This window comes from Streptomyces hundungensis (genome assembly GCF_003627815.1).
Taxonomy (GTDB): domain Bacteria; phylum Actinomycetota; class Actinomycetes; order Streptomycetales; family Streptomycetaceae; genus Streptomyces; species Streptomyces hundungensis_A.
This window is the reverse complement of record NZ_CP032698.1, coordinates 1,748,729-1,764,329: the sequence shown is the minus strand read 5'-3', so window position 1 is coordinate 1,764,329 and position 15,601 is coordinate 1,748,729. Positions and strand designations below refer to the sequence as shown.

15 protein-coding genes are annotated in these 15,601 nt (G+C 73.1%); 10 read left to right on the top strand and 5 right to left on the bottom strand.

Annotated features, from left to right (window positions below):
* The 3 genes from DWB77_RS07945 (at window position 1) to DWB77_RS07935 (ending at window position 4,866) form a co-directional block, all read left to right on the top strand.
* Window positions 1-1,977: a prolyl oligopeptidase family serine peptidase gene (locus tag DWB77_RS07945; RefSeq protein ID WP_120720572.1), complete on the top strand. Its 1,977-nt coding sequence runs from the start codon at window positions 1-3 to the stop codon at window positions 1,975-1,977.
* Window positions 1,974-2,909 (top strand): S66 peptidase family protein, encoded by a 936-nt coding sequence (locus DWB77_RS07940; protein ID WP_120720571.1) that lies wholly within the window; start codon window positions 1,974-1,976, stop codon window positions 2,907-2,909. Before DWB77_RS07945 ends, DWB77_RS07940 begins: the two co-directional genes overlap by 4 nt.
* 163 nt (window positions 2,910-3,072) lie before the next feature.
* The gene (locus tag DWB77_RS07935) at window positions 3,073-4,866 is read left to right on the top strand and encodes a CocE/NonD family hydrolase (protein WP_174248519.1); all 1,794 of its coding nucleotides are present in this window, start codon (window positions 3,073-3,075) and stop codon (window positions 4,864-4,866) included.
* Here DWB77_RS07935 and DWB77_RS07930 read toward each other — a convergent pair.
* A complete protein-coding gene (locus DWB77_RS07930; protein ID WP_120720570.1) occupies window positions 4,847-5,950 on the bottom strand; it encodes an adenosine deaminase in 1,104 nt (367 codons plus the stop codon). The genes DWB77_RS07935 and DWB77_RS07930 overlap by 20 nt on opposite strands.
* A 110-nt stretch (window positions 5,951-6,060) precedes the next feature.
* A complete protein-coding gene (locus DWB77_RS07925; protein WP_120720569.1) occupies window positions 6,061-6,792 on the bottom strand; it encodes a GntR family transcriptional regulator in 732 nt (243 codons plus the stop codon).
* Between the two features lie 231 nt (window positions 6,793-7,023).
* On the opposite strand from DWB77_RS07925, the gene DWB77_RS07920 reads away from it, so the two are divergent.
* Complete coding sequence (locus DWB77_RS07920) at window positions 7,024-7,629, top strand: GNAT family N-acetyltransferase (protein ID WP_120720568.1); 606 nt, start codon at window positions 7,024-7,026, stop codon at window positions 7,627-7,629.
* Between the two features lie 253 nt (window positions 7,630-7,882).
* Entirely contained in the window at window positions 7,883-8,752 is an 870-nt protein-coding gene (locus tag DWB77_RS07915; protein WP_246033456.1) for a DUF5701 family protein, read from the top strand.
* A gap of 40 nt (window positions 8,753-8,792) precedes the next feature.
* On the opposite strand, the gene DWB77_RS07910 is transcribed toward DWB77_RS07915, so the two are convergent.
* Window positions 8,793-9,134: a DUF6204 family protein gene (locus DWB77_RS07910; RefSeq protein WP_120720567.1), complete on the bottom strand. Its 342-nt coding sequence runs from the start codon at window positions 9,132-9,134 to the stop codon at window positions 8,793-8,795.
* 260 nt (window positions 9,135-9,394) lie between these two features.
* On the opposite strand from DWB77_RS07910, the gene DWB77_RS07905 reads away from it, so the two are divergent.
* Complete coding sequence (locus tag DWB77_RS07905; RefSeq protein WP_120720566.1) at window positions 9,395-11,362, top strand: DUF5107 domain-containing protein; 1,968 nt, start codon at window positions 9,395-9,397, stop codon at window positions 11,360-11,362.
* 481 nt (window positions 11,363-11,843) lie between these two features.
* On the opposite strand, the gene DWB77_RS07900 is transcribed toward DWB77_RS07905, so the two are convergent.
* Window positions 11,844-12,194, bottom strand: a complete 351-nt coding sequence (locus DWB77_RS07900; protein WP_120720565.1) for a VOC family protein — start codon at window positions 12,192-12,194, stop codon at window positions 11,844-11,846.
* Window positions 12,195-12,314: 120 nt separating this feature from the next.
* Window positions 12,315-13,148, bottom strand: a complete 834-nt coding sequence (locus DWB77_RS07895; RefSeq protein ID WP_120720564.1) for a class I SAM-dependent methyltransferase — start codon at window positions 13,146-13,148, stop codon at window positions 12,315-12,317.
* Between the two features lie 314 nt (window positions 13,149-13,462).
* Between DWB77_RS07895 and DWB77_RS07890 the strand changes: the two genes are divergently transcribed.
* The 4 genes from DWB77_RS07890 to DWB77_RS07875 all read left to right on the top strand — a co-directional run bounded on the left by DWB77_RS07890 (window position 13,463) and on the right by DWB77_RS07875 (window position 15,598).
* Window positions 13,463-13,891, top strand: coding sequence for a phage holin family protein (locus DWB77_RS07890; RefSeq protein ID WP_174248518.1), 429 nt, complete (start codon window positions 13,463-13,465; stop codon window positions 13,889-13,891).
* Between the two features lie 130 nt (window positions 13,892-14,021).
* On the top strand, window positions 14,022-14,366 hold the full coding sequence (locus DWB77_RS07885) for a gas vesicle protein (protein WP_120720563.1): 345 nt from the start codon (window positions 14,022-14,024) through the stop codon (window positions 14,364-14,366).
* 93 nt (window positions 14,367-14,459) lie between these two features.
* Entirely contained in the window at window positions 14,460-14,885 is a 426-nt protein-coding gene (locus DWB77_RS07880; RefSeq protein ID WP_120720562.1) for a gas vesicle structural protein GvpA, read from the top strand.
* Window positions 14,882-15,598, top strand: a complete 717-nt coding sequence (locus DWB77_RS07875; RefSeq protein WP_120720561.1) for a GvpL/GvpF family gas vesicle protein — start codon at window positions 14,882-14,884, stop codon at window positions 15,596-15,598. Before DWB77_RS07880 ends, DWB77_RS07875 begins: the two co-directional genes overlap by 4 nt.
* Window positions 15,599-15,601: the final 3 nt, after the last annotated feature.

Genomic DNA, 15,601 nt, shown 5'->3' with positions numbered 1-15,601 from the left:
ATGGTGCCCACCGCGCCCTACGGAAGCTGGCCGTCGCCGATCGACGCCGCCCTGGCCGCCGCCCACGACGGCCACGCCGACCACGTCGGTGTCGTCGGCGCCGAGTTGTGGTGGACGAGGGCGCGCCCCGACGAGGGCGGTCGGCAGGTCCTGGTGCGCCGCCGCCCCGACGGCGAGGACGAGGACGTCCTGCCGCCGCCGTGGAACGCGCGCAGCCGGGTCATGGAGTACGGCGGCCGCCCCTGGGACGGCGCGGACCGGCCCACCGGCGGCCCGCTCGTCGTCTTCACGCACTTCGCCGACCAGCGGCTGTACGCCTACGAGCCGGACACGGCCGCCGCGCCGAGGCCGCTCACCCCGCTCTCGACGGTCGGCGAGGGCCTGCGCTGGGTGGATCCCCGCATCGACCTCGACCGGGGCGAAGTGTGGTGCGTGCTCGAGGAGTTCACCGGCGAGGCGCCCACCGACGTGCGCCGGGTGATCGCGGCCGTGCCGCTGGACGGGTCGGCAGCCGAACACCGGGGCGCCGTAAGGGAGTTGAGCGACGGACGGCACCGCTTCGTCACCGGACCCCGGCTCTCCCGGGACGGCCGACAGGCCGCCTGGATCGGCTGGGACCACCCCCGGATGCCGTGGGACGGCACCGAGCTGATCGTGGCGGAGGTCGACGGGAACGGCGAGCTGCGCGGTGCCCGCACGCTCGCCGGCGGCCCCGAGGAGTCCATCGCGCAGGCCGACTGGGCCGCCGACGGCCGTCTCCTGTTCGCCTCCGACCGCAGCGGCTGGTGGAACCTGTACCGGGCGGAACCCGACGGCGCCGCGGTCGCGGTGTGTCCCCGCGCGGAGGAGTTCGCGGGGCCGCTGTGGCAGGTCGGGCGGCGCTGGTTCCAGCCCCTGGACAGCGGACTGATCGCCGTCGTGCACGGCGTGGGCACCACCACGCTCGGCATACTCGACCCCGAGAGCGGTGAACTCGTCGACGCCGCCGGCCCCTGGACCCAGTGGAGCGCGACGCTCGCCGCCCACGGCAGCCGCGTCGTGGGCGTGGCCGCGAGCCCGCGCACCTTCGGCGAACTCGTGGAACTCGACACCGCCACCGGCCGCGCCCGTGTCATCGGCTGCGACCACACCGACGTGGTGGACCCGGCCCACTACCCCGAGCCGCTGATCCGTACCTTCGCCGGACCCGGCGGCCGGGACGTCCACGCCCATGTCTACCCGCCGCACCACCCCACGCGCAGCGCCCCTGCCGGGGAGCTGCCGCCCTATGTGGTCTGGGCACATGGCGGACCCACCAGCAATGTCTCCCTCGTCCTCGATTTGGAGACCGCCTACTTCACCTCCCGCGGCATCGGCGTCGTCAAGGTCGACTACGGCGGCTCCACGGGCTACGGGCGCGCCTACCGCGACCGGCTGCGGGAGCAGTGGGGCGTCGTCGACGTGGAGGACTGCGCCGCCGTCGCGCGCGCCCTGGCCGACGAGGGCACCGCCGACCCCCACCGCCTGGCGATCCGCGGCGGCAGCGCCGGCGGCTGGACCACCGCCGCCTCCCTCGCCACCACCGACGTCTACGCCTGCGGCTCCATCAGCTATCCCGTCCTCGACCTCACCAGCTGGCTCGACGTCACGCACGACTTCGAATCGCGCTACCTGGAGAGCCTCGTCGGCCCCCACGCCGACGTGCCCGGCCGTTACACCGAACGCTCGCCCGCCCAGCACACCGACCGCGTCACGGCGCCGTTCCTGCTGCTCCAAGGGCTCGACGACGCGATCTGCCCACCCGTGCAGTGCGAGCGGTTCCTGGAGAAGATGGCCGGGCGCGGCATCCCGCACGCCTACCTCACCTTCGAAGGCGAAGGCCACGGCTTCCGCCGCGCGCAGACGGTGATCCGCGCCCTGGAGGCCGAACTCTCCCTGTACGCCCAGGTGTTCGCCATCGACCGCGACGACATCCCCCGGCTGGAGCTCACCCCGTGAGCGCCGCCGCCCTCACCCGCCCGCCCCGGCTACGGCCCGGCGCCAGGATCGCCGTGGTCGCCCCCAGCGGGCCCGTCGTCGAGGAACGGCTGCGCGACGGGCTCGGCATCCTGCGCGACTGGGGGCTCGAACCGCTCGCTACCGCCCAAGTCACCGATCGCCACCCGCAGTTCAGATATCTCGCGGGCGAGGACGAGAAGCGGGCCCGTGACTTTCAGGAAGCCTGGTGCGACCCCACCGTCGACGCCGTGATGTGCGCCCGGGGCGGTTACGGAGCTCAGCGCATGGTCGACCTCCTGGACTGGAACGCGCTGCGTGCGGCCGGGCCCAAGGTGCTCGTCGGCTACAGCGATGTGACCGCCCTGCACGAGGCGTTCGCCGTCCGCCTCGGCCTGTCCACCCTGTACGGCCCGATGGTCTCCGCGGCCACCTTCCTCACCGACGCCGCCACCCAGGAGTCCCTGCGCACCACCCTGTTCGAGCCCGAGGCGGCGATGACCCTCGGACTGCCCGGCGCCCGGCCCCTGGTGCCCGGCCGGGCCACCGGCGTCACCCTCGGCGGCTGTCTGTCGCTGCTCACCGCGGACCTCGCCACCCCGCACGCCCGCCGATCCGCCGCCGGCGGACTGCTGCTGCTCGAAGACATCGGCGAGGAGGACTACCGCCTGGACCGCGCCCTGACCCAACTCCTGCGCTCCGGTTGGCTGGACGGCGTCACCGGCGTCGCCCTCGGCTCCTGGAAGGACTGCGGCCCGTACGAGGAGAGGGTGCGGCCGGTGCTGGGCGAACGCCTGGCCCGGCTCGGTGTGCCCGTCGTCGAAGAGCTCGGCTTCGGCCACTGCGACACCAGCCTGACGATGCCGCTCGGGGTGCCCGCGACCCTGGACGCGGACCGCGGCACGCTCACCCTGGAGACACCCGCCCTGGTCTGAGGGGCCGTGCCGGGCGGCCGTCCGCCGAGGCCACGCCCGGCACGAACTCCCGGGCGCGGCAAGAACCTTGTGTCCCAGGCGTTGACGCGGAAGTTTTACGTGTCACAGCATGAGGGCGCCCGGACCTACCAGTCGGTAGGCCCGCCTCGCCGTGGAGGACGCCGTGACCCGTCGCCGTACCGTGCCCAGAACCCGCAAGCCGCTGGCGGCCGCCCTCGGCGCGGCGCTCGCCGTACCGCTGCTCGCGGCCGCACCGGCCGCCGCGACGGCCGGGCAGGGGTCCGACGCCGGTCAAGTCACCGTCACCGCGCTGAAGTTCACCGTCCGGGCCGGCGGCCGCAGCTGCGCCATCGACGCCGACCTCTACCGCCCCGCCGGCGCCGACCGGGCACACCCCGCGCCCGCGGTGCTCACCACCAACGGTTTCGGCGGCAACAAGGCGGACGGCTCCACCGCCGGCACCGCCAAGGCGTTCGCCGCCCGCGGCTATGTGGCCCTCGCCTACTCCGGCCTCGGCTTCGGCAAGTCGGGGTGTCTCATCTCCCTCGACGACCCGGACCTGGACGGCCGCGCCGCCTCCCGCCTGCTCGACTTCCTCGCCGGGACCCGCGCGGCCGACGACGGCACGCGCGTCGACTTCGTCACCAAGGACCGTCCCGGCGACCCGCGCGTGGGAATGATCGGCGGTTCCTACGGTGGCGCCGTCCAACTGGCCACGGCCGCCGTGGACCACCGCGTCGACGCCCTCGTCCCGATGATCACCTGGAACGACCTGTCGTACGCCCTCGACCCCAACAACGTCGCCGACCGCAAGGTGCCCGGCGCTTTCAAGTGGCAGTGGTCCAACGGCTTCTACCTCATCGGCGAGAGCCAGCCCATCACCCTGCCCAACCTGGACCCGTCCCGCTGGGGCACGCTCGGCTGCACGCACTTCGTGCCCGACGCCTGCACGACCATGGGACTGCTCAACTCGGGCCGCTATCCGGCCGCCCCCACCGCCGCGATGCTGCGCTACGCCCGCGGTGTCTCGCCGGTCAGCTACCTCGACCGGGTCCAGGCCCCCACCCTGCTCATCCAGGGCCAGACCGACAGCCTGTTCAACCTCAACGAGGCGACGGCGACGTACAACACGCTGAAGGAGAACGGCACCCCGGCCAAGATGATCTGGCAGTCCTGGGGCCACAGCGGCGGTCAGGCGCCCGGCGAACTCAACCTGGCGCAGGGCAACTTGGAGACCAGCTACACCGGACAGCGCATCCTGGCCTGGTTCGACCGCTATCTGCGCAAGCAGAAGCACACCGACACCGGCCCGGCCTTCGCCTACTACCGCGACTGGCAGAGCGGCTACGGCGAGGCGTCCAAGGTCCCGCCGCTCTCGCAGAAGGTGTACCTCTCGGGCGACGGCAAGCTCGTCGACAACCGCGCCGAGGTGGCCCGCGGCAGCCGCACGTACACCAACTGGCTCGTGCCGACGAGCCATTCGGAGAGTTCGCTCGCCGGCACGGTCGGGTTGCGCGACCCGGCGCCGTACGACACCCCGGGCACCTACCTCGGCTGGGACACCGAGCCGCTGAAGGCACCCGTCGACGTGGTCGGCTCGGCGAAGGCCACGCTCCAGGTGTCCTCACCCGAGGCCCGCAGGACCCAGAACTCGGGCGACGCCGCCGACAAGCTGGTCCTGTTCGCCAAGTTGTACGACGTGGCGCCCGACGGAACCAAGACGCTGGTGCGCCGACTGGTCGCGCCGGTGCGCGTGCCGGACGTCACGAGGCCGTTCACGGTCACCCTGCCCGGCATCGCGCACCGCTACGAGGCCGGGCACCACATCGAGTTCGCGATCGCCGCGAGCGACGACGCCTACCTCGGCAACAAGGGCGTCAAGCCGGTGACCGTCGTGAGCGCCCCCGGCTCCCCGGGAACACTCCAACTGCCCGTCGTCAACGGGAGGTTGAACTGAGCGCCGCGTAGCCGGGCCGCACGATCTCCTCGATGATGCGACGGCGCTGCGGCAGCGGCAGGAACGCCGCCTCGACCGCCGCGACGGTGAACTCCTCGAAGACCTCCGGGCCGTAGCCGAAGGCGTCCACCATGTGCTGGAACTCCTCGCTCATGGTGGTGCCCGACACCAGCCGGTTGTCGGTGTTGAGGGTCACCGTGAAGCCGAGCCGGCGCAGCTCGTCGATCGGGTGCTTCTCGTACGAAAGGGCCGCGCCCGTCTGGAGGTTGGACGTCGGGCACACCTCCAGGGCGATCCGGTTGTCCCGCACATACGCGGCGAGGTGGCCGAGCGTGCCGTCCGCGGCGATGTCGTCGGTGATCCGCACGCCGTGCCCGATGCGCTCGGCCCCACATACCTGGACCGCCTCGTGCACCGACTCGGCGCCCACGGCCTCACCGGCGTGGATCGTGATGTGGCAGTTGGCGCGCTTCAGGTGCTGGAAGGCGGTCAGGTGCTCGGCCGGCGGGTTGCCGATTTCGCCACCCGCGATGTCGAAGCCCGCCACCCCGCGGTCGCGGTGGGCGACGGTGAGTTCGGCTATCTCCAGGGAGCGCCGGGTGTGCCGCATGCCGGTGAGCAGCGCGCGGACGGTGATCCGGCCGCCGGTACGGCGCTCGCCCTCGCGCAGGCCCTCGTTGACGGCGTCCACGACCTCGTCCAGGGTCAGGCCGCCCTCCAGGTGCTGCTCGGGCGCGTACCGCACCTCCGCGTAGACGACCCCGTCGGCGGCCAGGTCCTCGGCGCACTCGGCGGCGATGCGGTGCAGCGCCTCACGGGTCTGCATCACGGCGCAGGTGTGGGCGAAGGTCTCCAGGTAGCGCTCCAGGGAGCCCGAGTCCGCGGCGTCGCGGAACCACAGGGCGAGCTCGGCCGGGTCCTCGGTCGGCAGAGCGGTGTACCCGCAGGCGCGGGCCAGCTCGACGATGGTGGCGGGGCGCAGGCCACCGTCGAGGTGGTCGTGGAGGACTGCCTTGGGGGCGCGGCGGATCCACTCGGCGGGGGTGCCCGGAGCGTCGGCGGCGAGGTTGTCAGACAAGTGCATGAGGCGGGAGTGTACAGCGTGCCGCGCCCGCGCCGACTGGGCCCAGCGTGCCGGGCCCTGACCGGCCGGGCCCAGCGTGGTGCGTCGGCTCGGCCGGGCCGCCCTTTCGCTCAGCCGGACTGGAGGACCGCGAGCGCGGGCGCGCCCGTCGGCAGCATGTGCTTGGCCGCCAGGACCGGGGCGCCCTCCACGCGTACCACCTGGGTGATCAGCACGGCCGGGGTGTCCGCCGGGCGCTCCAGCTGCTCGCCCCTGCGCCGGCCGAGCAGGGTGGCGCTGATGTGGCTGTGCGCGGTGAGCGCGACGGAGCGCGAGGCGTCGAGCAGCACGGTGAGCATCGACGCGGCGGGCTCCGCCGCGAGAGCCTCCGCGAACGCGGGGTGCGACCGTTCAAGGACGTCCTCGGGCGCCGCCCACTCATGGCTGAGGGCGACCGCGAGATCTGCCCCGACCAGGACGGACTCCCAGAACCGCAGCTCGGATCCGGCCGGGGCCAGCAGATGCTGGGCGGTGAAGTCGGTGGGCTCCTCCCGGCTGCGCAGCAGGGCCCGCACCCGGACCGGACTGAGCAGCGCGTCGAGCGGCTGGAGCTGTTCGAAGCCGCGCCGGGGCGGGCTGTCGTTCACGGTCCGGCCCACCCCGCGCCGTACCGAGAGCAGCCCGTCCTCCTGGAGCAGCAGCAGCGCCTCGCGCAGCGCGGGACGGCTCACGCCGAGTTCAGCCGCGAGCTTCGGTTCCGAGGGCAGTGTCGAGCCCGGGGGATAGGTGCCGTCGTGGATCGCGTCCGCGATCCGCTCGTACAGCGCCACGACCGGCCTGCGCCGCTGCCCGCCCACTGCCATGAATCCGCCCCTCGGTGTTCCGGAAGGCCAGCATGCCCCGACCCTACTTGTCTGACAAGGAGGGGAGGGGGGGTGACCGAGGTGGTGCCCGGGGTGGTGTCTCCTCATACGTCATGCGTCATACGTCATGAGCCGACGAAGCAGGTGCTGGGCGCGGACGGGCACCGGCCTCGGCGGCCGGGGGCGCCTGCCCTCGGCGGCGTGTCCGCCGAGGATCAGTAGCCTGGGCCGATGCGAACCGAGGTCGACTTCCTTGCCCGGGGCCCGCGCGTGGGCATACGGAACTTCACCCTTGAGGATTCCGAGGAGTTCATCACGCTCGCCGCCGCGAGCCGCGCCCTGCACACCCCCTGGCTCTTCCCGCCGACCGACCCGGCGGCGTACGCGACCTACGCGAACCGCCTGCGCACCGATCCGACCCGGCACGGTTTCCTCGTGTGCGAGCGGAGCGACGGCCGTATCGCCGGCTTCATCAACATCAACAACGTGGTGGAGGGCGCCTTCCTGTCCGGGGCCCTCGGCTACGGCGCCTTCGCCCCCGCGGCCGGTCGCGGCCTGATGGCCGAGGGCCTCGGCCTCGTCGTGCGCCACGCCTTCACCACCCTCGGCCTGCACCGCCTGGAAGCGAACATCCAGCCCGCCAACGCGGCCTCGATCAACCTGGTCCGCCGCGCGGGATTCCGTCTGGAGGGCTACTCCCCGGACTTCCTCTTCCTCGACGGAGCGTGGCGGGACCACGAGCGGTGGGCCATCACCGAGGAGATGACACGGCGGGGCGGGGCGGGGGGAGCGCGCGAAACCCCCGGCGCGCGCGGCCACGACGACACCACCGGGTAGACCGTGCCGGGCTCGGCGACGGTACGGAGGCCGGCCGCGCCCGGGACCGCGACGGACGGGAACCCGTCATCGGCCGCCCCCGTGGCGCCGCGGGTGCGGCCCTCAAGTGCCCCCAGGACGCCGCGAGTTCACCGCATCCTGGCACGCTGCCGTCCCCAGCCATGCCGTCATCCCGGCGCGGCGGTCGGGAACGATCCGGTGGGCTGCCGCGTTCAGCCTGCGGCCGTCCGCGTCGCGCTGTACAAGGAGCACCGTGCCCCGAACCGATCCTGTCGCCTCCACCGTTCCGCCGGCCCCTTCCACCCCTTCGACCCCTTCGGCACCGCCCGCACTGCCGGACCTGAGGACGCAGGCCGAGCGGCTGATCGAGCTGGGCGTCCACGAGATCGCGGGGCTGACCCCCACGGAGGTCCGCGCCTTCGCCGAGTCAGCGGAGTCCGCCGGGTCCGCCGGGTCCGCCGGGTCCGCCGGGTCCACCGGGTCCGCCCGGTCCGCCGGGTCCGCCGAGCCAGCGAAGTCCGCCGGGTCCGCCAAATCCGGGGAGTCCGCCGCTTCGTCCGAGGGCGCCGTTGCGTCCGAGTCCGGTGGTGGCGTCCTGCTCGCGGTGCATCCGGACCGAGCCCGCGCCTCCGCCCTCGCGCCCCTGCTCCTGCGCGAAGGCAAGCCGGGCTTCGTCGTCACCGACATGCCCGACGTCGACCTCTTCGTTCCGCTCGACACCCTCACGCCGCCCGCCACGGCCCTCTACCTGGTCACCGGCCTCGATCGCGGCGACCACATGGCCAACTGGAGCCCCGACGAGGCGCTGCCCGCCCTCACCGAGCAGGGTCGCACGCCGCTGCTCCTTACCGAGGGCATCCAGTGGGTGCTGCACCAGCCCGCCGTGCTGGAGCGCAACCGCTGCTTCATGACGATCGGCTCGCGGCTGCGCAAGCCCGGCGGCACCCTGGACGCCCGTACACCGGCCATCTGGATCAGCAACGGTACGGGGCGGGACGGCCGCGAGCGCCGCAACGCCCCCAAGGTGGGCTGGTGTTGGGCCGGAAACCGGCACACCTGGCTGGGCTTCGCCTCCGCGTCGGGCCGCCACGCCCCGCTGGGGAGCGCCGCGCGCACGCCGTGACGGGTCGGGCTCGGGGGCGTACCGGCGGTGGGGGAGCCCGCTAGCGCCGGCCGCCCTTGTAGTTGATCTTCATCGTGTCGAGGTCCGTCACGGTTGAGCGCAGATCGCGAAACCCGTGCCCCAGGGCCGCCAGCGCGCTCGCCGCCCGGTCCTCGGCGATCGCGGCGGCCATCTCGTCGCCGTCGGCGGCGTCCGAGACGACCGTGAAGCGCCACGAGAAATGCTTCAGCGCGCGGTCGTAGGTGAGCGAGCCCTCTTCGCTGAACGTCATCGCGGTGAGGCCGTGGTCGTCGACCTCGGCGAGCAGCCTCGCGCGGGAGTCCTCGCTCAAGCCGTCCCACACACCGCGCACGATGACCCGATAGGTGTGCTGCTCGCTCATGTTCCGCCGTCCTTCCGTACCGGCACGTCTCGCACGGCCGTCGCGGGGAGATCGTCGCGCACGGACCGGAAGGTGTCGATCGAAATACGCCCCTGAGGGCGGCGGTACGCCCGCGCCTCCCCCTCCGGCCCCGTCGCGGGGGCCTTTGCGCAATCCTGACCCGAGGGGCCCCTGGCCGTTGTCAGTGGCGCGGTGTTCCATGGTCATCGGGGGGTCGGCCGAAGAGCCGTCGGCTTCCCGTACGAGGGGATGAGGTTGCTTTGGCCACGACCGTGCGACGTGCCGTACTGACCCTGCCCGGCGCCCCGTTGGGCGAGGAGAACCCGCTGCCCGCGCTGCGCCCGCGCGACGAACTGCACCGGCTCGACGAGCGGGCGCGCGAGGGCCTGCCCCGCGACATGGCGCGCCAGATCGGGTACGAACCGCTGGAGACCCTGCTGCCCGTGCGGGTGCTGGACGGCTACGGACGCGAACGCTCCCCGGTCGAGCTCGACACCATCGTGATCGAGAACGACCGGCTGCGCGTCACCGTCCTGCCCGGCCTCGGCGGCCGCGTGCACTCCCTGTTCCACAAGCCGACGGGACGCGAACTCCTTTACACCAACCCGGTATTCCAGCCCGCCGATTTCGCGCTCAACGGCGCCTGGTTCTCCGGCGGTATCGAGTGGAACATCGGTGCCACCGGCCACACCACCCTGTCCTGCGCGCCCCTCCACGCGGCCCTCGTCCCGGCGCCCGACGGCGGCGAGATGGTCCGCCTGTGGGAGTGGGAGCGGCTGCGCGATCTCCCCTTCCAGGTCGACCTGTGGCTCCCCGACGACTCCGACTTCCTGTACGTGGGCGTCCGGGTCCGCAACCCGCACGAGCGGACCGCGCCCGTCTACTGGTGGTCGAACATCGCGGTCGAGGAGGGCGCGGGCACCCGCGTCCTGGCCCCCGCCGACGAGGCCTGGCACTTCGGGTACGAGCGCACCCTGCGCCGGGTGCCCGTGCCCACCTGGGACGGCATCGACCGCACCTACCCGCTGCGCAGCGAATATCCCGCCGACTACTTCTACGAGGTCCCCGACGGCGCCCGGCGCTGGATCGCCTCGCTCGACGAACGCGGTCACGGGCTCGTCCAGACCTCCACCGACACCCTGCGCGGGCGCAAGCTGTTCCTGTGGGGTGCGGGGCGCGGCGGCCGGCGCTGGCAGGAGTGGCTGACCGAGCCGGGCACCGTCGGGTACGCCGAGATCCAGGCGGGCCTCGCCCGCACCCAGCTGGAGCACATACCGCTGGAGGCGGGGGCCGAGTTCGCCTGGCTGGAGGCGTATGGGCCGCTGACCGCCGACCCCGCGCGGGTGCACGGCGACGACTGGGCGGCCGCCCGCGCCGAGGCCGAGGACAGCCTGGAGCGGGCCCTGCCCCGCGCCGCGGTGGACGAGGCCTACGCCGCCTGGCGGCCGTTCGCCGACGCCGAGCCGGGCGAACGCCTGGCCACCGGCTCCGGCTGGGGTGCCCTCGAAGTCCTGCGGACGGGAATGAAGCTGCCCGGCACCCCGTTCCCCGAACTGACACTGACTCAGGCGCAGCATCCATGGCTGGAGTTGCTGCACACCGGCGTGTTCCCGGAGCCGCGCAAGGTGGAGCCGCCCGGCCCGACCCTGGTCGCCGCGCACTGGCGGGACATGCTGGAGACGGCGCCCGCCCGGCCCCTCACCGAGTACCACCTGGGCGTCGCCCAGTGGCACGCGGGCGACCGGGCCCAGGCCGTGCGCAGCTGGGAGCGCGGCCTGGCGCTGGCCCCGTCCCGCTGGCCGCTGCTGCGCTGCCTGGCCGTCGCCGACCAACTGGCCGGCAACGCGGGCCGCGCAGCCGAGCGCTACGCCGAGGCGTACGACGACTTCTGCCAGGAGCGCCGGGAGGGCGAGCCCTGGACGGCGGCCGACGCGGCGCTGGGCCGCGAGGCCATCGAGGCGCTCCTCGCCGCGGGACGCCCGGCGGACGCCCGCGCGATAAGGGACCGGCTGCGCCCCGCCGTGCGCGAGCGCGGCCGCTTCCGGCTCGTCGAGGCCCAACTCCTCCTCGCGGAGGGCGACCCGGCGGCGGCCCGCGCCCTCTTCGACGCGGGGTTCGAGGTCGCCGACCTGCGCGAGGGCGCCGAAACCCTGAACGAGCTGTGGTCCCACCTCACCGACGCCCCCCTCCCCGACCAGTACCAGTACCGAATGCGCCCCGAGTCCTAGACGCCGCGGGGGCTGTCGCCGCCAGTGCGGCTTAGGGGGCCGCGGGGGCCGTCGCCGTGCTGCTTAGGGGGCCGCGGGGCTCGTCGCCAGTGCCGCCAGGGGCGCGCGGAACTGCGCGAGAGGCGAGCACGGTCCGCAGGATGGGGACGTGGGGTGGCGACCAGGGGGCGCGGGGGACTGCGCGAGAGGCGGGCACGGTCCGCAGGATGGGGACGTGGGTGGCGACCAGGGGGCGCGGGGAACTGCGCAAGAAGCGAGCACGGCCCGCAGGATAGGGACGCGGGCGGCATTCAAGGGGCGCGGGGAACTGCGCAAGAAGCGAGCACGGCCCGCAGGATCAGGCCGCACGCCCACCCCGTTCCCCCGCCCGGCGCCCCGGCAGCCCCCGCGTCCACGCTCGCCGATGCGCAACCCGGCAACCAGCAACTGCGCACCCCGTGCGGATAGGGCAGCCAGCCGCGCCCAGCCAACCCGCCGCTCGCTACGCCGGCTTCCGGTCGACGTACTCGAAGACCGAGCCATCCGGGTGGACCGCGATCAGATTGCGGCCCACCGGCGTGGCAACCGGCCCCGCGATGACCTGCGCGCCCGCGCCGACGAGCGTGGTGTGGGCGTCGTCGAGATCCGTCACGGCCACCGTCGCCGCCACCTTGCGCAGCACGTCCAGCTCCTCCTCGGGGCCGCTCATCAGCAGAAAGGCGCCGACCGCGGCGACGGACACGCCACCCCGTTCGAAGCGGAGCGCCCGACCGCCGGTGACGCGCTCGTAGAAGACGATCGCGCGGTCCAGGTCGTCGACGCAGATGCGCAGCGTGGTCCCTAGAATCTCCATGCACCGAAGCCTAGTTGGCCGAGATCGCCGACGGCAGGGGATCCGGCGCCCCCGCCCCCGGCACCCCCTCCGCGCGACGCCCCCGAGCGCGACGACCCCGCCCAACCCCACCCCAGGCGATCAGACGCGGCAGAGGATCTCGCCGTGCGGCACCATGAACCACGCGTCGTCCCGTGCCGCCCACCTCCGCCAGGCGTCCGAGAACGTAGCCAGTTCGGCCGCCGTCGCATGGCCGCCCTCGACGGCCACGTCCGCGTACGAGGAGGCCACCGTACGGTCCGCCCACAGCCCGCCCCACCACGCGCGCTCCTCCTGAGTGGCGAAACACCAGGCGCTGGCGGAGGCGGTGATATCGGTGTAACCGGCCGCCAGCGCCCAGGACTTGAGCCGGCGCCCCGCGTCCGGCTCGCCCCCGTTGGCGCGGGCCACCCGGTGGTACAGCTCCAGCCACCCCGCCAGTTCCGGTGACTCGGGGAACCAGGTGAACGCGCCGTAGTCGCTGTCGCGCACCGCGACGACGCCACCCGGCTTGGTGACCCGGCGCATCTCGCGCAGCGCCCGCACCGGGTCGCCCACGTGCTGGAGCACCTGATGGGCGTGGACGACGCAGAACGTGTCGTCGGGGAAGTCCAGCGCGTGCACGTCCGCCACCGCGAACGCCATGTTGGTCAGGCCGCGTTCGGCGGCCAGCGCGCGGGCCTGCTCGACGATCGCCGGAGCGTGGTCGACCGCCGTCACCCCGCCCTGCGGCACCAGCGCGGCGAGATCGGCGGAGATGGTGCCCGGCCCGCAGCCGATGTCCAGGACCCGCATGTGGGGCTTCAGTTCACCCAGGAGGTACGCCGCCGAGTTGGCCGCGGTGCGCCAGGTGTGCGAGCGCAACACCGACTCGTGGTGGCCGTGGGTGTAGACGGCGGTCTCGCCCGGCGTGGCCGGGGGCGTCTCCTGCGACATGAGCGGACTCCCTCTCCGAGAACTCGACGGCGAACGGCACACCGCGCCGCCGCACCCTGCGCACGGACGGTGAACTGCCCCACCAATGAGCCCACTTTAGAAGAGGAAGCCAAATAATGAGATACGCGTCTTGAGATACGGACAGTCGGAGTCGGTGGGCCGACACCCGTGGTCGACACCCGTGGTCGACACACGTGGTCAACGCACGGGGTCGACCCACGTGGTCGACATCGGGGGACCCCGAGGCCGCGCAACGCACCCGGGCGACGCGCCCCGGCGTGACTGCCACCCACCCCCTCGGGTACTCGGCCGCCATGGAAACGAACCTGCCGAACCTGCCGGAGAAGCTCTCCCAGGTCGTCCGGGACGCCATCCGAGACGCCATCCGGGACGAACTGCGCGAACAGACCCAAAAGCAGCGCCATGCCGCGCGGATGTACGCGGGTGCCGGCGCGGCCGCCCTCTATGGAGGCGCCGCACTCACCGCGTTCCTGCTCCTCGTCCTCGGTGCGGCCCTGCCCTACTGGGCCGCCGCGCTGATCGTCGCCGCGCTGCTGCTCGGGACGGCCGCACTCCTGAGCCGAGCCGCCCGCGGCAGCCGTGCCGCGCCGCCCGGGCGGATGGGCGCACCCCTGGAGCCCGGGGTCCCGCCCGGCGCGCCGGTCATGCCGCCCGTGGTCCCCCCGGGCGCCCCCGAACCGCCGCGCGACCCCCTGGGCGGCCCGCCCAGCGCGAAGCGCTGACCAGGAAGGCCGTCCTCGACGTCCACCCGCAACGGTGTGCGCCGGAACGCGCCGCATCGTGTGAGGAACGTCCCCCGGGGTTTGATCTGCTCCGTTGCGGCTACCCGAACGGTCTAACCCGGGAGGTGACATGGCCGACAAAGACGAGAACCCACCGAAGACACCGTCGAGGTCGGCGGCCAGAAGCGCCGCGAAATCCCGTGACGACGACGACCTCCCGAGCGCGATGGAGGTCGTACGCGGCGCCGGAGCCCAGCTCGCCGAGCTCGTCGGTATGGCCGCCGAATCCGTCTCGTCCTTCGAACGCACCGAGGACGGCTGGCAGCTCAGGATCGAGGTCCTCGAACTGTCGCGTGTCCCCGACACGATGAGCCTGCTCGCCTCGTACGAGGTCGAACTCGACCCGCACGGCGAACTCACCGGCTATCGAAGGCTGCGGCGCTACGAACGCGGCCGGGCCGACAAGAGCAACTGACCGCATCGGCGAGCAGAGCCGACAGCGGAACCCGAGCGACACGAAGTCAGGCAAGACAAGGCAGCAAGACGACAGACAGGAGGACCGGACGCCATGACGGTTGTCCCGGCACAACAAGGCGGCGGTAGCGGTGGCAGCAGCGGCCTCTACGACGTCCTGGAGCTCGTCCTCGACCGAGGGCTCGTGATCGACGCGTTCGTGCGTGTCTCCCTCGTCGGCATCGAGATCCTCAAGATCGACATACGGGTCGTGGTCGCCAGCGTCGACACCTATCTGCGCTTCGCCGAGGCCTGCAACCGCCTCGACCTGGAAGCGGGCCCGCACCGCAACCCCGGTCTGCCCGACCTGGTCGGCGACATGACCGAGTCCGGTGCTCGCGGCAAGACCAAGGGAGCGCTCTCGGGCGCCGCGCAGACCATCTCGGAGGCCTTCAAGGAGGCCAAGGGCGAAGGTGAGCAGCAGGAGTCCAGGCCGAGGGCCCGGCGTACCACGTCGCGCCGCAAGGAGGAGCAGGAATGACCACGTACGTCTACGGCATCGCGCGCCGCGGCCACGGACGGCTGCCGGAGCAGATGGGCGGCATCGGGGACCCGCCGTGCCCGGTCCGCACCGTCGAGCACGGGGAGCTGGTGGCGCTGGTCAGCGACGCCCCCGAGGAGCTCAGGCCCAAGCGGCGTGACCTGCTCGCCCACCAGAACGTGCTCGCCGAGGCGGGCGCCGGCGGCGCCGTGCTGCCGATGCGGTTCGGCGGTGTGTCGCCCGACGACGAGGCCGTGCGCGCCGTGCTCGCCGAGCACGAGGAGCGCTATCTGGAGCGGCTCGAAGCGCTCGACGGGATGGTCGAATACAACGTGAAGGCCACCCACGACGAAGAGGCCGTGCTCCACCAAGTGCTCGCGGAAAACGCCGAGTTGAGGGCGCTGAGCGAGGCCAACCGGAAGGCCGGCGGCGGCTCGTACGAGGACAAGCTGCGGCTCGGCGAACGCATCGCCGCCGCCGTGCAGCAGCGCGAGAAGACCGACGCGGCCCTGGTGGAGAGCGCCCTGGACGGCGCGGCCCAGGAGCGGAGCCCCGGGCCGCAGTCCACGGGCTGGCTGGCCAACGTCTCGTATCTCGTGCCGCGTGACAGCACGGCGGATTTCATCGCCGCCGTCGACGCGCTGCGCGAGCGCGCCCCGCACCTCGTCGTCCAGGTCCACGGACCCCTGCCGCCCTACAGCTTCACGGGGTGAGGC

What these genes read in the sequence shown, in the direction of transcription:
- DWB77_RS07880 (WP_120720562.1), top strand. Translation starts at nt 14,460, where the DNA reads ATGACGGTTGTCCCGGCACAACAAGGCGGCGGTAGCGGTGGCAGCAGC.
- DWB77_RS07895 (WP_120720564.1), bottom strand. Translation starts at nt 13,148, where the DNA reads ATGTCGCAGGAGACGCCCCCGGCCACGCCGGGCGAGACCGCCGTCTAC.
- DWB77_RS07930 (WP_120720570.1), bottom strand. Translation starts at nt 5,950, where the DNA reads ATGCACTTGTCTGACAACCTCGCCGCCGACGCTCCGGGCACCCCCGCC.
- DWB77_RS07875 (WP_120720561.1), top strand. Translation starts at nt 14,882, where the DNA reads ATGACCACGTACGTCTACGGCATCGCGCGCCGCGGCCACGGACGGCTG.
- DWB77_RS07920 (WP_120720568.1), top strand. Translation starts at nt 7,024, where the DNA reads ATGCGAACCGAGGTCGACTTCCTTGCCCGGGGCCCGCGCGTGGGCATA.
- DWB77_RS07925 (WP_120720569.1), bottom strand. Translation starts at nt 6,792, where the DNA reads ATGGCAGTGGGCGGGCAGCGGCGCAGGCCGGTCGTGGCGCTGTACGAG.
- DWB77_RS07900 (WP_120720565.1), bottom strand. Translation starts at nt 12,194, where the DNA reads ATGGAGATTCTAGGGACCACGCTGCGCATCTGCGTCGACGACCTGGAC.
- DWB77_RS07910 (WP_120720567.1), bottom strand. Translation starts at nt 9,134, where the DNA reads ATGAGCGAGCAGCACACCTATCGGGTCATCGTGCGCGGTGTGTGGGAC.
- DWB77_RS07890 (WP_174248518.1), top strand. Translation starts at nt 13,463, where the DNA reads ATGGAAACGAACCTGCCGAACCTGCCGGAGAAGCTCTCCCAGGTCGTC.
- DWB77_RS07885 (WP_120720563.1), top strand. Translation starts at nt 14,022, where the DNA reads ATGGCCGACAAAGACGAGAACCCACCGAAGACACCGTCGAGGTCGGCG.
- DWB77_RS07945 (WP_120720572.1), top strand. Translation starts at nt 1, where the DNA reads ATGGTGCCCACCGCGCCCTACGGAAGCTGGCCGTCGCCGATCGACGCC.